The organism is Kitasatospora sp. NPDC088391 (assembly GCF_044753345.1).
Taxonomy (GTDB): domain Bacteria; phylum Actinomycetota; class Actinomycetes; order Streptomycetales; family Streptomycetaceae; genus Kitasatospora.
In genome coordinates this window covers 553,980-567,706 of sequence record NZ_JBIVNB010000002.1, presented here as the reverse complement: position 1 = coordinate 567,706, position 13,727 = coordinate 553,980, and the positions used below count along the sequence as shown (strand labels likewise).

The window sequence follows — 13,727 nt, the reverse complement described above, 5'->3', positions numbered from 1 at the left end:
GGCGTCAGCTCCTGGCCCGGGCGAGGACCCGGGCGGCGTGTTCGCGGCCCGCGTGTTCGACCAGGGTGATCAGGACGTCCTTGCCGGAGGAGCGGTGCCGGGCGTCGCAGAGCACCACGGGGGTGCGGTCGTCCAGGTCGAGGGCGCGGGAGACCTCGTCGGGACGGAAGGCGCGGCTGCCGTCGAAGCGGTTGACGGCGACGACGAAGGGGATGCCGCGGTGCTCGAAGAAGTCGACGGCGGGGAAGCAGTCGGTGAGGCGGCGGGTGTCGGCGAGGACGACCGCGCCGAGGGCCCCTTGGGCGAGTTCGTCCCAGAGGAACCAGAACCGGTCCTGGCCGGGGGTGCCGAACAGGTAGACGGACAGGCCGTCGCGGATGGTGATCCGGCCGAAGTCCATGGCGACGGTGGTGGTGGTCTTGCGCTCGACGCCGTCGAGGTCGTCGACGCCGGTCCCGGCGACGGTCAACCGCTCCTCGGTGCGCAGGGGTTTGATCTCGCTGACGGCGCCGACCAGGGTGGTCTTGCCGACGCCGAAGCCGCCGGCGACCAGGATCTTGAGGGCGAGGTCGGGGGTGTCAGAGGGCGCGGAGCCCATGGATGACCTCCTGGAGGATGTGCTCGTCGGGGAGCAGGGCCGGTGGGACGGGGCGGCTGACCCGGATGTGTTCGGCGTCGAGGAGGTCGCCGAGCAGCACCCGGACCACGCCGAGCGGCAGGTCGAGGTCGGCGGCGATCTCGGCGACGGACAGCGCGTTGCCCCGGCAGAGGGTGAGGATGGCGGCCTGCTCGGGCCCGACCGGCAGGGCGGCCGGGTCGGGGAGGTCGGTGACCACCAGGGCGATCAGGTCGAAGGGCTGGCCGGGGCGGGTGCGGCCCTTGGTGAGGGCGTAGGGGCGGACCATCGGGCCGGCGTCCTCGTCGTACCACTGGACGGGGCGTTCGGGCGGCGGCGGGTAGCCGAACGGGCTGCCGGGCAGGTAGTGGCGGGGCGGGTAGGCCAACGCGGTCACCCCTCGTGGAAGGCGCGCGGTGCGGCGTGCAGGTGCTCGCCGACCCGGCGGACCAGGCGGGCCGTCTCGTAGGCGATCAGGCCGAGGTCGGCGTCGGGTTCGGCCCAGACGGCCAGGCAGGAGCCCTGCCCGGCGGCCGCGACGAACAGGTAGCCGCGCTCCAACTCGACCATGGTCTGCCGGACTTCACCACCGTCGAAGTGGCGTCCGGCCCCCTTGGCGAGGCTGTGGAAGCCGGCCGCGACGGCGGCCAGGTGCTCGGTGTCCTCCCGGGACAGGTCGGCGGAGTTGCCCATCGACAGGCCGTCCGCGGAGAGCATCACGGCGAATCTGACCCGGGCCGTACGGGTGACCAACTCGTCGAGCAGCCAGTTGAGTTCGCCGCTCTGGTAGGTGCTGCCGATCATCGGGCGCGGTCTCCTCGGTCGAGGTCGTGGGGGTGGGTGCGGTCGGTTTCGGGAGCCGGGGCGTGCTCGCGCTCGGCGCCGCGGGCCCAGCCGCGCTGGAAGGCGGCCATCGCGCTGCGGGCCTGCTCGGGGTCGCGCTCCACCGGGCCGGCGGGGCGCAGTCCGGGCCGGGCGGGCCCGGGGCCCTCGCGCAGCTGCGGGGCGAGGCTGGCCTGCCGTACCCGGCGCGGGAGTTCGCCCTCCTCCGGGTTCGGCCCGATCGGCGGCACGGCGGGCAGCACGGCAGGCGGCGCGACCGACAGGACGGCGGGCGCAACAGCGGGCCGAACGGCGGACGGGACGGCGGGCGGCGCGGTCCGGGGCACGACCGGGGCGGCGGGCGCCGACGGGACCGGCGGCCGCACCGGCGGCACCGCACCGGCCGGCGGGGCGGCGATCGGCGCGCCTCCCGTGCCGGGGGGCGCAGTCGCCCCGGGCCCGACCGCGGGCCGCGGCACCCTCGCCGCCGCCGCGACCGCCGCCCGCGCCCCGCCCGCCGGGCCCGGCCGCTCCGGCTCCCGCCCCGCGCCGAGGGCGGTGGACTCCCCGGCGGATCGGGCCGGTTCGGCGGTCCCGGGGGCGCGCAGGTCGAGCATGGCGAGCGGCAGCAGCACGATCGCGGTGGTGCCGCCGTACGCGGAGGGCCGGAGCGCGACCTTGACGCCGTGCCGCTTGGCGAGGCGGCTGACCACGAACAGGCCGAGCCGGTCGCTGTCGAAGAGGTCGACCTGTTCGCTGGCCGCTATCCGCCGGTTGGCGTCGGCCAGCGCCTCGGGGCCCATGCCGAGGCCGCGGTCCTCGATCTCGACGGCGTAGCCGGTGCCGACCTGTTCGCCGCGGATCTGCACCTTGGTGTGCGGGGGCGAGAACCCGGTGGCGTTCTCGACGAGTTCGGCGAACAGGTGGGTGAGGTCGGCGACGGCGGGGCCGGTGACGGCGGCGTACGGGAGGCGGTGCACGTCGACCCGGGCGTACTCCTCGACCTCGGCGACGGCGGCCCGGACCACGTCGGTGAGCGGGACGGGCTTGCGCCAGGCCCGGCCGGGGGCGGCGCCGGAGAGGATGATCAGGCCCTCGGCGTGGCGGCGCATCCGGGTGGTGAGGTGGTCGAGCCGGAACAGGTCGTCGAGTTCGGCGGGGTCCTCGGTGCGGCGCTCCATGGCGTCCAGCAGGGTGAGTTGACGGTGCACCAGGACCTGGCTGCGGCGGGCCAGGTTGACGAAGACGCCGGAGACGCCGGAGAGCACCTCGGCGCGTTCGACGGCGGCGGTGACGGCGGCCCGCTGGACGGTGTCGAGCGCGCCGTGGACCTGGGCGATCTCGTCGCCGCCGTGCTCGCGCGGCGGCACCTCGGCGTCCACGTCGACCTCCTCGCCGGCCCGCAACCGCCGCATGGTGGCGGGGAGTTTGCGTCCGGCCAGCTCCAGCGCGGAGTTCCGCAGGCCCTGCAGTTCGGCGACCAGCGAGCGGCCGATCTGCACCGAGATCAGCAGCGAGGCGAGGACGGCGAGCAGGCCGAGCAGCACGGTGGCGCCGGAGGTGGTGAACAGGCCGAGGGCGTACGGGTCGGCGCGGTCGGCGGCGGCCGCGCCGGCCTGCTGCTCGACGGCGGCCAGCGCGCGGGCGGTGGCGTCGGCGGCGGCGGCCCAGCGGTCGGCGGGGAGCGCGGCGAGGGCGGCGGCCGGGTCGGCGGCGTCGCCCACGGTCTCCTCGTAGCGGCGCACCTCCTGGTACTCGGGTCCGCCGGTGACGGCGGCCAGCGCGGTCCGGTCGACGGGGCGCAGGTCGGCGGCCGAGGCCCGTTCGAACTCGGTCCGGGCGGAGGCGGCCCGGAGCACGGCCCGGTACTGGACGGGGCCGAGCTGGCCGGCGGTGGCGGCGGCCCGCAGCAGGGCGTCCTCGCGGGCGAGTTGTTCGCGGGAGCGGGCGAACTCCAGCAGCACCCGGGCGTCGGCGGCGACCCGGTGGTCCTGCAGGCCGGTGAGCGCGCCGGCCGCGGCGAGGGCGTCGTCGACGGCGGCGGTGTAGACGGTGTAGGCGTCGCCCCAGGGGACGCTGCGGTCGGCCAGGTGGCGGCGCAGGTCGGGGAGGGCGGTGACGGCCCGGTCGAGGGTGTCCAGGCGGTCGGCGGCCTCGGCGCCGAGGCCCTCGGCGTCGGCGAGGTTGTAGCCGGGGGCGAGGGTGAGCGGGGCGGCGGCCCGGTCGGTCTGCTCGGCGGCGGCCCGGGCCCGGGCCTCCCGGTCGGGGGTGGGGGCGGCCAGCAGCTGTCCGGCGGCGGTGCGTTCGGCCTGGAGGGCGGCGACGGTGCGGTCCAGCGGGGCGCGCAGGGTGGCGTCGACGTTCTTGATCCGCCGCAGTTCGGAGATGTCCTGGGCGGTGGTGACGGTGGCGAAGGCCCAGAGCGCCATCACGGAGACCACGGGGACCATCAGCAGGGCCACGATCCGGGCCCGGACGGTGCGCGGCCGCAGCCCGGTGGACGGGCGGGGGGCGGCCGGGTACGGCTCGGGGGTCTCGTCGGCGGGCGGCCCGGCGTGGGCCCCGCGCCGGGGTGCGCCGGGCCGGCTGCGGGCGGGACCGCGCGGGGTGCTGGGGGCCGCTGGTCCGCTGCGGGAGGTGCCTCGGCTTGCGCGCATGGGTCGGCGGGGCCTTTCGGGGTCCGGGGTCCGGGGATCGTCGGAACGGTGCTCGGAGCGGCGTTCGGGGCGGTGCTCGGGCGGTCTTCGGTGTCCTCCGCCGCTGCTGACGTCGGGTCAGGCGGCGCGGCCGAGGTCCTCGACGGCGAGTTCGCCGGCCTCGCGGTAGGCGGCGCGCTCCTGCGCGGTCGGGGAGAGCGCGACGAAGGCGGAGGTGAGGAACAGGAAGGAGCCGAGTCCGACCGCGAGCGGGAAGACGAACTGCATGGGGGTGGCGCCGCCGAGTCCGGTGCGGGCGGGTTCCATGTGGACGTGCACGGCGGCCATGCCGGTGTAGTGCATGCAGCTGACGGCGATGCCCATCACCAGGGCGGCGGCCGCGGCCGCGTACACGTTGCGGATGGTGACCGCGGCCCACAGCGCGGCGGTGGCGGCGCCCACCGCGATCAGCACGGAGAGCGCCACGGTGCCCGCCTGGTACCGGAGTTCGCCGTGGATGCGGACGGCGGCCATGCCCAGGTAGTGCATGGCGGCGACGCCGACGCCGGTGGCGAGGCCGCCGAGCAGCAGGCTGCGGCCGCGGTGCCGGCCGTAGCCGACCAGGAAGACGCCGAGGCCGACCACGGCGATCGCCACCAGCAGGCTGAGCACCGTCAGCGGCACGTCGTAGCGCAGGTCGGTGCCGCCCACCGTGAAGCCGAACATGGCGACGAAGTGCATGGTCCAGATGCCGGAGCCGATCGCGGCGGCGGCGGTGAGCAGCCAGTTGCGCCGGGAGGCGCCGGTCGCGGACAGGGCCCGCAGGGTGCAGCGCAGGCCCAGGGCGGCGCCGACGCAGGCCATCGCGTAGGAGAGCAGTGGCGTGAGCCAGCCGAAGCTGAAGTGGTCCGTCGATCCCATCCGTGCCTCCCCCGCGAGGGTCTGTGCCGCCCGCCCGAGCTGTGTGTGGTTCAGGGAGGCTGGACGCTACCCACGGCCGACGGATGGTCAACGGAAGATGTGAAAAGCACCACGCGTCATGCGAGTTGTGTGCTCCAATGGCCGTCCGCCCCGCGTACGCCCCCGGCTCCCGCGGCCGTGCCCTCCGCCGGCCCGACCCGCTGCGGCGCGGCCGGAAATTCGTTCGAGATCAGCTGGTGCGACCGGTACTCTCCGCATGCCATCCGTCCGGAACGGCGTCCCCAGCTCCCCGAGGAACCGCGTGTCCGTGCCCGCCCCGCAGCTCCCGTCCGACCCGACCTCCGCCCCGGCGGCCGACCCGATCCGCCCGCTCGCCGAACAGGCTTCCCAGGGGCGTCCCGGGGCGTACCCGCCGCCCGGGCAGGAGGGGCCGCAGTGCCGGGTCTGCGGGTCGGTGCCCGCTGTCGCGGCCACCGTCCGGGCGCACGTCGGCCTGGTCGTGGTGATGCGCTTCCGCAAGGTGCGCGGGCCGTTCTGCCGCAGCTGCGGCCTGGCCACGCTGCGGGAGTTGAGCGCCGACAGCCTCTGGCAGGGCTGGACGAGCATCGGCTCCGTCCTGTGGAACCCGATCACCCTGCTCGCCAACCTGCTGACCTGGTTCAAGCTGCGCCGCCTGGCCGACCCCGTCCCGGGCGCCCCCGGCGTCCCGGAGCACCCGGGCCGGCCGCTGTACCACCGCCCGGAGCTGGCCGGCCTGCTGATCCCGGTCGCCGCCGCCGGCCTGTTCTACCTCGCCCTCAAGGACGACCCCGACCTCGCCGACGTCGGCGACTGCGTGCACGCCACCGGCACCTTCATGCCGGACGTCAAGGTGGTCGACTGCGCCGACCGCACCGCGAACTACCGCATCATCGGCCGCTTCGAACGCGAGGACACCACCGCCTGCCACACCCTCCCCGGCTCCACCGCCTCCTACGTCGCCTCCGCCGGGCACTCCCGCTACACCCTCTGCCTGTCCGCGATCCCGAACCCGTACGGCGTCCCCGTCCGCGGCGTCTGAGCACGGCGCGGCCCGCCGGACGGGCCCGGCGGGTCGCAGGAGGTGCGGGGTCAGGCCGGGCGACGGGTGAGCTTCACCCGGACCGGACCGCGGACCTCCAGGGTGATGCCCTGGCCGAGCGGGACCTCGGTGTCGACGGCGGTGACCTGGTGGTCGCGGAGCAGGACGGCCAGGGACAGCACCGACTCCAGCATCGAGAAGTGCTGGCCGATGCAGGCCCGCGGGCCGCCGCCGAAGGGGTACCAGGCGTAGCGGTGCCGGGTGGCCTCGCGCTCGGGGGTGAACCGCTCCGGGTCGAAGCGCTCCGGGTCCTCCCAGTGCGCGGGGTGACGGTGCGTCACGTACGGGGCGATCAGCACGTCCGCGCCGGCCGGGATCTCCACCCCGCCGACCACGGTCGCCTTCACGGCCCGCCGGCCGACCGAGGGCGCGGCCGGGTAGAGCCGCATCGCCTCCTTCAACACCATGGTCAGGTAAGGGAGTTGCTGGTAGTCGGCGGCGGTCGGGCGGCGCCCGTCGGCCAGCAGGTCGGCGGCCTCCCGGTGGGCCCGCTCCTGCTCCGCGGGGTGCTTGCCGAGCAGGTGCAGGGCGAAGGTGAGCGAGGTGGCGGTGGTCTCGTGCCCGGCCAGCAGGAAGATCAGCACCTGCTCGCGCAGCTCGGTGGCGTCGAGCTGGTTGCCGTCCTCGTCGCGGGCCTTGGCGAGCAGGGTGAGCAGGTCCTCGCCGTCGGCGGCGTCCCCGTCGGTGGCCCGGCCCGCGATGATCGTGTCGCACACCTCGTAGAGCGCCCGTTCGGCGGCCAGCGCCTTGCGGTGGCCGGGCAGCGGCCACTCGCGGGGCAGCCGGAACGGGGAGAAGCCCCGGTCGCGGACGAAGGCGTTGAGGATCGGGAAGGCGTGGTGGACGGTCTCGACCGCCTCCTCGACGTCCTGGCCGAACAGGATGCGGGAGACGGTGCGCAGCGCGAAGCGGTTCATCTCCTCGGCGAGGTCGACCTGCCCGCCGGGGACGGTGGCCCAGCGGGCGGCCAGCGCCTCGGTCTCGATGCCGATCGCGTCGGCGTAGCCGTCGACCCGGCGGCGGGTGAACAGCGGCTGGACCAGGCGGCGCTGGCGCAGGTAGTCCTCGTCCTGGGAGGTGAGCAGGCCGTTGCCGAAGCTCTCCCGGATCTCGCCGTAGAAGACGTTGTCCTTGCGGAAGTTGGCCGCCTCGGTGGCGAGGACCTGTTGGGCGCCCTCGGGCGAGGTGACCATCCAGAGTTCGGCCCGCAGGCCGGGCGGGCCGGCCTGGATGCGGACCACGTCGCCGTGGTCGCGGCGGGCGGCGAGGTAGGTGGCGAGCGGGTCGCGCTTGAGGTCGAGCAGCGAGCCGATCAGCGGCAGTCCGGCCGGGCCGGGCGCCCGGGTGGTGGTGGCCATGGAGTCTCCCCCTCCGTCAGCGGGCGAACCGCCGTGCGCGGACGGTTCGCTGAAACCGCGTCAGTATCCCCCGGCGGGGCCGCGCGGGGCGAGGGCGCCCGGCCCGGGAACCCCCGGGGAGGGCTTGAGGCATTGCACATGCAACCCTTAAGTTCCCCTTAAGGTCGCTTGTGCAATGAGGCAGCAGCCCCGGGGCCAGCAGCTGCGGCACTATGATCGCCTCGTCATACCCCGAGCCTTCACCTACGCCGGCCACACCCGACCACGTCCGCCCACCACTACCAGGGGAACCCACCCATGCGCAGCGCCAGACGACTCCTCGCCGCCTCCGCCGTCCTCGTCCTCGCGGCCGGCCTGACGGCGTGCACCGGCTCCACCGGCTCCTCCACCACCGATGCCGCCGTGACGCCCCGGCCCGAGGTCAAGGGCACCGTCACGGTCTTCGCGGCGGCCTCCCTCAAGGAGTCCTTCACCGAGATCGGCAAGCGTTTCGAGACCGCCTACCCGGGCGTCAAGGTGACCTTCAACTTCGGCGGCTCCTCGGCGCTCGCCCAGAGCATCGTCTCCGGCGCGCCCGCCGACGTGTTCGCCGCGGCCAGCCCGGCCACCATGAAGACGGTCAGCGACGCCAAGCTGACCGGCGGCGACCCGAAGGTGTTCGTGAAGAACACGCTGGAGATCGCGGTCGCCAAGGGCAACCCGAAGCACGTGGCCGGCCTCAAGGACCTGACCGGCCTGAAGACGGCGCTGTGCGCCAAGGAGGTGCCGTGCGGCGCCGCCGCCGTCACCGCGCTGAAGGCCGCGGGCGTGAACCTCACCCCCGCGACCTACGAGCAGGACGTCAAGGGCGCGCTCACCAAGGTCGAACTCGGCGAGGTCGACGCCTCGCTCGTGTACAGGACCGACGTGCAGGCCGATGCTGCGAAGATCGACGGCGTGGACTTCCCCGAGGCCGCCCAGGCCGTCAACGACTACCCGATCGCCGCGCTCGCCAAGGCGCCGAACACCAACGGCGCGGCCGCCTTCCTCGGCTACGTCGGCTCCGCGGACGCCCGCCGGGTGCTCACCGAGGCCGGCTTCCAGGCGCCGTGACCTCCCCCCGTTCCACCACCGCACCACACCCCCGGGGCCGGCGGCGGCCCCGGGGGGCCGGCCGCGCCCCCGCCGCACTGCTGCTGCCCGCGCTGCTCGGCCTCGCCTTCCTGGTGCTGCCGCTGCTCGGCCTGCTGGTGCGCGCGCCGTGGAGCACGCTGCCGGAGCTGCTCACCGGCCCCGAGGTCTGGGAGGCGCTGAAGCTCTCGCTGATCTCCGCGACCCTGGCCACCGCCGTCGCGCTGCTGTTCGGCGTGCCGCTGGCCTGGCTGCTGGCCCGCACCGACTTCCCCGGCCGCCGGGTGGTGCGCGCCCTGGTCACCCTGCCGCTGGTGCTGCCGCCGGTGGTCGGCGGCGTGGCGCTGCTGCTGGTGCTCGGCCGCAACGGCATCCTCGGCCGCTGGCTGGACGCCTGGACCGGCGTCACCCTCCCCTTCACCACCTCGGGCGTGGTGCTCGCCGAGGCGTTCGTGGCGATGCCGTTCCTGGTGATCAGCGTGGAGGGCGCGCTGCGCGCCGCCGACCCGCGCTACGAGGAGGCCGCGGCGACCCTCGGCGCCTCCCGGCTGACCGCCTTCCGCCGGGTCACGCTGCCGCTGGTCGCCCCCGGGATCGGCGCGGGCGCCGTCCTGGCCTGGGCCCGGGCGCTCGGCGAGTTCGGCGCCACCATCACCTTCGCCGGCAACTTCCCCGGCCGGACCCAGACCATGCCGCTGGCCGTCTACCTCGCCATGGAGTCGGACCCGGAGGCGGCGATCGCCCTCAGCCTGGTCCTGCTCACCGTCTCGGTCGCCGTCCTGGCCGGCCTGCGCGACCGCTGGATGTCCACGCCGTGAAGCCCCCTCCCCCTTCCTCCCCCGCCCTGGACGCCGAACTGCGCGTCGAGCAGGGCGCGTTCACCCTCGACGTGGCGCTGAGCGCCGAGCCCGGCGAGGTGGTCGCGCTGCTCGGCCCGAACGGGGCCGGCAAGTCCACCGCGCTGCGTGCCCTGGCCGGGCTGCTGCCGCTGACCGGCGGCCACCTGCGGCTGGACGGCACCGTGCTGGACTCCCCCGCCGACGGGGTCTTCCGGCCCGCCGAGCAGCGCCCGATCGGCGTGGTCTTCCAGGACTACCTGCTGTTCCCGCACCTGTCCGCGCTCGACAACGTCGCGTTCGGGCTGCGCTGCCGGGGCCTGCGCCGGTCCGCCGCCCGGGCCGGGGCGCTGCCCTGGCTGGAGCGGATGGGACTGGCCGAGCACGCCGGGCGGCGCCCCGCACAGCTCTCCGGCGGCCAGGCGCAGCGGGTCGCGCTGGCCCGGGCGCTCGCCGTCCGGCCCCGACTGCTGCTGCTGGACGAGCCGCTGGCCGCGCTGGACGCCCGGACCCGGCTCGACGTGCGGGCCGAACTCCGGCACCGGCTGGCCGAGTTCGAGGCGGTCGCGGTGCTGGTCACGCACGATCCGCTGGACGCGATGGTGCTGGCCGACCGCCTGGTGGTGGTCGAGTCCGGCCGGGTCGTGCAGACCGGCCGCCCCGCCGAGGTGGCCCGGCGGCCCCGCACCGACTACATCGCCCGACTGGTCGGCCTCAACCTGTACCAGGGCACCGCCGACGGCCGCCGCGTCACCCTCCCCGAGGGCCAGGTCCTCGTCACCGACGGCGAGTTGACCGGCCCCGCGTTCGTCGCCTTCCCGCCCGACGCGGTCACCCTGCACCGCCACCGCCCCGAGACCAGCGCCCGCAACCTGTTCCCCTGCACCGTCGCCGGCCTCGACCTGCACGGCGACCGCTTCCGGGTCGACCTGACCGGCCCCCTCCCGCTCGCCGCCGACCTCACCCCGACCGCCGCCGCCGACCTCGACCTCACCCCGGGCACCCGGGTCTGGGCCGCCGTCAAGGCCACCCAGACCCACGCCTACCCGGCCTGACCCGGCCCCGCCCGGCCCGGGCCCGGCCCGCTACCATCCGGGTGCCATGACCGCCTTCGACCACCTGTTCGGCATCGGCGGCCCGCTCTCCCTGCTGGACACCCCCTCCCTGGTCCGGGAGTGGGGCCTCCCGTCCCCCGTCGTCCTGCTCTCCGGCGACGGCCACACCTGGATCGCCCTCGACCACCGCCACCGCCTTCGACCGGGACTGACCCCGCCCGGCGGTCGAAGCCGAGCCACCCGCCGTGCCAGGATCTGCGACTGTGACCAACGATCCCCTTGCCGGCCTGGACGACGTGCCCTGGGCCGAACTGCGGCACTCCTACGGCAGGGCCGACGACGTCCCCGGACTCCTCCGGGCGATGCGGGCCGGGGACTCGGAGGGCCCGTACCCGCCGAGTACGCGGTTGGCGAACCACGTCGTGCACCAGGGCACCCGCTCGCAGGCCGCGGCGCACACCGTTCCGTTCCTCGTGCGGATGGCGCTCGACCCGGAACAGGCCCACCGGCACCGGCTCGTCGCCCTGCTGACCGCCATCGCGATCGGGCTGGACAACAACCACCTGCCGAACGGCTACCACCCCCGGGAGGACCGCGACTGCCTGGACAGCCTGCGCGGCGAGGCAGACGAACAGGCCCGGTGGATCGCCGAAGCCGCGGACGACGAGGAGCGCGAGGAGCGCGCGGCGATGTGCGAGCAGGTGCTCGTCGACGCCGAGGCGGTCGTGCTCTCCTACGACACCGTACGGAAAGCGCTTCCCGCCCTCGCCGCCCTGCTGACCTCGGACAGTCCCGAACTGCGCGCCGGGACGGCGAACCTGTTCGCCTGGTTCCCCGAGTCCGCGGCGACCTCGGTCCCCCGGCTGAAGGCGTTCGTCACCGCCGAAGCCTCACCCGGCGCCGCGGCCACCGGCCTGGTCGCCCTCGGACTGCTCGGCGACCCGACGGCAGCCCCCTTCGTCGAGAGCCACCTGGACAGCCCGGCCGTCGAGTTGCGCTGGGCCTCCGCCTTCGCCCTGATCCGGCTCGGCATCACCGGCCCGCCCGTCGTCGACGCGCTGGTCGAGGTCGTCGCCCGGCCGCCGGAGAGCACCGGAACCATGACGTTCCTGAGCGGCTCCTACGGCGGCCTCGCGGCAATGGCCCTGGCCGAGACCCCCGAGGCCACCACGCCGCGGGCGGTGGAGGCCATGCTCGCCGGCCTGGCCGACTGCAAGGGCGCCGAGAGGTACCACGACAGGTACTACACGGCGTCCAGGCTCTTCACCCTGGTCTTCCCGGACACCCACGCCGCAGCCCCGCGGTCCTTCGCCGACCTGAACGACGCGCAACAACGCGTTCTCCGCTTCCTCGCCGCCCGGCACAGCGACGGCTGGCCCACCGACGGGATGGACGCCCTCCGCCATTGGAAGGTCCCGACCGACCACTCCGACCTGCGCGCGTACGTCGGGAGTGCCTAGCGCCGCATCGAGTGGCGTTCGCCCTCTCCGGGGCCTCCTGATCAGGTGAGACGGCTGCGGGCCCAGTGGGAGACTCCGCCGAGCCTGGCGGCCGCTACGCCGACGTCACCGGTCCGGACGGATTGGTCGGCCTCTGCGTCGTAACCCTCCAGGCCGCACTCCTCCTCGACCGTCCGAGCAATCCGATACGCCTCGACCATGATCGGTAGCGCCGCCTGTCCCGAGTACCGGTAGGGGATCCCGATGAACGCCGAGTCTCCGGCGTAGTCCAACTGGAGGTGACCGGCAGGCCCGTCACGCCACAGGGTCAGGCTGTAGAGGTACTCCTCGGACGTGATCGGCCCCACCTCTTGGGAGATCCGCCGCGTGAGCCTGTCCCAGACGGCACGCTGGGCGTCGGTCGGGTTCATCGGGTCGGGCTCGGCTTCCGGGTCGTAGGCGGAACCGACCTCCTGCATGGCCTCGTCGAAGGAGCGGCCCGGCTCGACCCGCAGGAAGTGGATGTCGTAGGTCACCGTCCGCAGCCTACGGCTGCGGTCCCACCGCCTTCATCGGCCCGGGGAAAGTCGCAGGTGCGCAGGAAGTCGTCCACGTGGACGTCGTCGCCCCGGGCGGGCGGGGCGGGCTCGCGTACAGTGGCGGGCATGCATCGCGGTGTTCTGCCCCCTCCCGCCGTCTGAGCGGGCGGCCGGCCACTTCCTGAGCCCGTCCGGGGCTCCGTCGCGCAGGGCGCGGCGGTTCCCGGGCCGGTCGGTGCTGCCCGCTTCCGTGGCCACTGACCATGACGGCTTTCCGGGAGTCCACCCGTGTTCTCGTTCCACTCCGCCCTGCCCGCGCGGCGGGGCCTGCTGTACGTCGCCCTCGCCGCCACCGCCTGGGGCACCGCCGGTGCGGCGGCCGCGCTGCTGTTCCGGCACAGCGGCCTGGGCCCGCTCGCCCTGACCTTCTGGCGTTCGCTGGGCGGCGCGGCCGTCCTGCTGGCGCTGCGCCCGTTCACCGGGCCCCGCCGGAGCGCCCGGCCGCGGACCGCCCCGCGCAGTGCCCCGGCGCTCGCCCGGGTCCTGCTGAACGGCCTCGGGCTGACGCTCTTCCAGGCCGCGTACTTCCTGGCCGTCCGGCACACCGGCCTGGCCGTGGCGACCGTGGTGACGCTCGGTTCGGCGCCCGTGCTGGTGGCGCTCGGCGGCCGCCTGCTGATGGACGAACGGCTGGGCCGGGCCGGGGTGTCGGCGGTGCTCGGCGCCGTCGCGGGCCTGGCCGTCCTGGTGCTGGGTGACGGTTCGTCGGGTGCCGGCGCCGATCCGGTCGGGCTGGCCTGGGCGCTGGTCTCGGCGGCGGGCTACGCGGCGATCACGCTGGCCACCCGCCACCGGGCGTCCCGTTCCGGCGCCGCGGACGACCCGGTGGCCACCACCCTGTGGTCGTTCGTGATCTGCGCGACCTGCCTGTTCCCGTTCGCGCTCGCCGAGGGCCTGCTCCCGAGCGGCGGCGCCCTGCCCTCGACGCTCGCCCTGCTCGGCTACCTGGCGACCGTCCCGACCGCGCTCGCGTACGCCCTGTACTTCGCGGGCGCGGCGGTGATCCGGGCCGCCACCGCCTCGGTGATCGCCCTGATCGAACCGCTGAGCGCCACCGTGATCGCCGCCACCCTGCTCGGCGAACCCCTCACCCCGGCGGCCCTGCTGGGCACCGCCGTCCTGCTGCTCTCGGTCACCGCCCTGGCCCGCGCGGAACTCCGCACCGGGGCCCGTGCCGAGGCCCGTACGGAGGTCCGCACCGCGCCGTAGCCGGGG

At 75.2% G+C, this 13,727-nt stretch carries 13 protein-coding genes; 6 read left to right on the top strand and 7 right to left on the bottom strand.

Annotation, left to right across the window (positions count from 1 at the left end):
• Positions 1 to 4 precede the first annotated feature (4 nt).
• The 5 genes from ACIQBJ_RS07000 to ACIQBJ_RS06980 form a co-directional block, all read right to left on the bottom strand.
• Positions 5 to 598: a GTP-binding protein gene (locus tag ACIQBJ_RS07000; RefSeq protein WP_400704818.1), complete on the bottom strand. Its 594-nt coding sequence runs from the start codon at positions 596 to 598 to the stop codon at positions 5 to 7.
• Positions 579 to 905 carry a DUF742 domain-containing protein gene (locus ACIQBJ_RS06995; RefSeq protein ID WP_400705818.1) on the bottom strand — a complete coding sequence of 109 codons (327 nt, stop codon included), beginning with the start codon at positions 903 to 905 and terminating at the stop codon, positions 579 to 581. Before ACIQBJ_RS06995 ends, ACIQBJ_RS07000 begins: the two co-directional genes overlap by 20 nt.
• 104 nt (positions 906 to 1,009) lie before the next feature.
• Complete coding sequence (locus ACIQBJ_RS06990; RefSeq protein ID WP_400704815.1) at positions 1,010 to 1,420, bottom strand: roadblock/LC7 domain-containing protein; 411 nt, start codon at positions 1,418 to 1,420, stop codon at positions 1,010 to 1,012.
• Positions 1,417 to 4,095, bottom strand: a complete 2,679-nt coding sequence (locus tag ACIQBJ_RS06985; protein WP_400704812.1) for a nitrate- and nitrite sensing domain-containing protein — start codon at positions 4,093 to 4,095, stop codon at positions 1,417 to 1,419. The genes ACIQBJ_RS06990 and ACIQBJ_RS06985 overlap by 4 nt, the downstream gene beginning before the upstream one ends.
• 117 nt (positions 4,096 to 4,212) lie before the next feature.
• Complete coding sequence (locus ACIQBJ_RS06980) at positions 4,213 to 4,995, bottom strand: MHYT domain-containing protein (protein ID WP_400704809.1); 783 nt, start codon at positions 4,993 to 4,995, stop codon at positions 4,213 to 4,215.
• Between the two features lie 301 nt (positions 4,996 to 5,296).
• On the opposite strand from ACIQBJ_RS06980, the gene ACIQBJ_RS06975 reads away from it, so the two are divergent.
• On the top strand, positions 5,297 to 6,055 hold the full coding sequence (locus ACIQBJ_RS06975) for a hypothetical protein (RefSeq protein WP_400704806.1): 759 nt from the start codon (positions 5,297 to 5,299) through the stop codon (positions 6,053 to 6,055).
• A 50-nt stretch (positions 6,056 to 6,105) separates the two neighbouring features.
• Here the strand turns inward: ACIQBJ_RS06975 and ACIQBJ_RS06970 are convergent, their stop codons facing one another.
• Positions 6,106 to 7,473, bottom strand: a complete 1,368-nt coding sequence (locus ACIQBJ_RS06970) for a cytochrome P450 (protein WP_400704803.1) — start codon at positions 7,471 to 7,473, stop codon at positions 6,106 to 6,108.
• A gap of 297 nt (positions 7,474 to 7,770) precedes the next feature.
• Between ACIQBJ_RS06970 and modA the strand changes: the two genes are divergently transcribed.
• From modA to ACIQBJ_RS06950, 4 genes are all read left to right on the top strand, one after another.
• Positions 7,771 to 8,565 carry a molybdate ABC transporter substrate-binding protein gene (gene modA, locus ACIQBJ_RS06965; protein ID WP_400704800.1) on the top strand — a complete coding sequence of 265 codons (795 nt, stop codon included), beginning with the start codon at positions 7,771 to 7,773 and terminating at the stop codon, positions 8,563 to 8,565.
• Complete coding sequence (locus ACIQBJ_RS06960) at positions 8,562 to 9,401, top strand: ABC transporter permease (protein ID WP_400704797.1); 840 nt, start codon at positions 8,562 to 8,564, stop codon at positions 9,399 to 9,401. Before modA ends, ACIQBJ_RS06960 begins: the two co-directional genes overlap by 4 nt.
• Entirely contained in the window at positions 9,398 to 10,474 is a 1,077-nt protein-coding gene (locus ACIQBJ_RS06955; RefSeq protein WP_400704794.1) for an ABC transporter ATP-binding protein, read from the top strand. The genes ACIQBJ_RS06960 and ACIQBJ_RS06955 overlap by 4 nt, the downstream gene beginning before the upstream one ends.
• Before the next feature lie 263 nt (positions 10,475 to 10,737).
• Positions 10,738 to 11,934 carry a HEAT repeat domain-containing protein gene (locus tag ACIQBJ_RS06950; protein WP_400704791.1) on the top strand — a complete coding sequence of 399 codons (1,197 nt, stop codon included), beginning with the start codon at positions 10,738 to 10,740 and terminating at the stop codon, positions 11,932 to 11,934.
• A 41-nt stretch (positions 11,935 to 11,975) separates the two neighbouring features.
• Here ACIQBJ_RS06950 and ACIQBJ_RS06945 read toward each other — a convergent pair whose 3' ends face one another.
• Positions 11,976 to 12,449, bottom strand: coding sequence for a hypothetical protein (locus tag ACIQBJ_RS06945; RefSeq protein WP_400704788.1), 474 nt, complete (start codon positions 12,447 to 12,449; stop codon positions 11,976 to 11,978).
• A gap of 291 nt (positions 12,450 to 12,740) precedes the next feature.
• Between ACIQBJ_RS06945 and ACIQBJ_RS06940 the strand changes: the two genes are divergently transcribed.
• Positions 12,741 to 13,721 carry a DMT family transporter gene (locus ACIQBJ_RS06940; RefSeq protein ID WP_400704785.1) on the top strand — a complete coding sequence of 327 codons (981 nt, stop codon included), beginning with the start codon at positions 12,741 to 12,743 and terminating at the stop codon, positions 13,719 to 13,721.
• Positions 13,722 to 13,727: the final 6 nt, after the last annotated feature.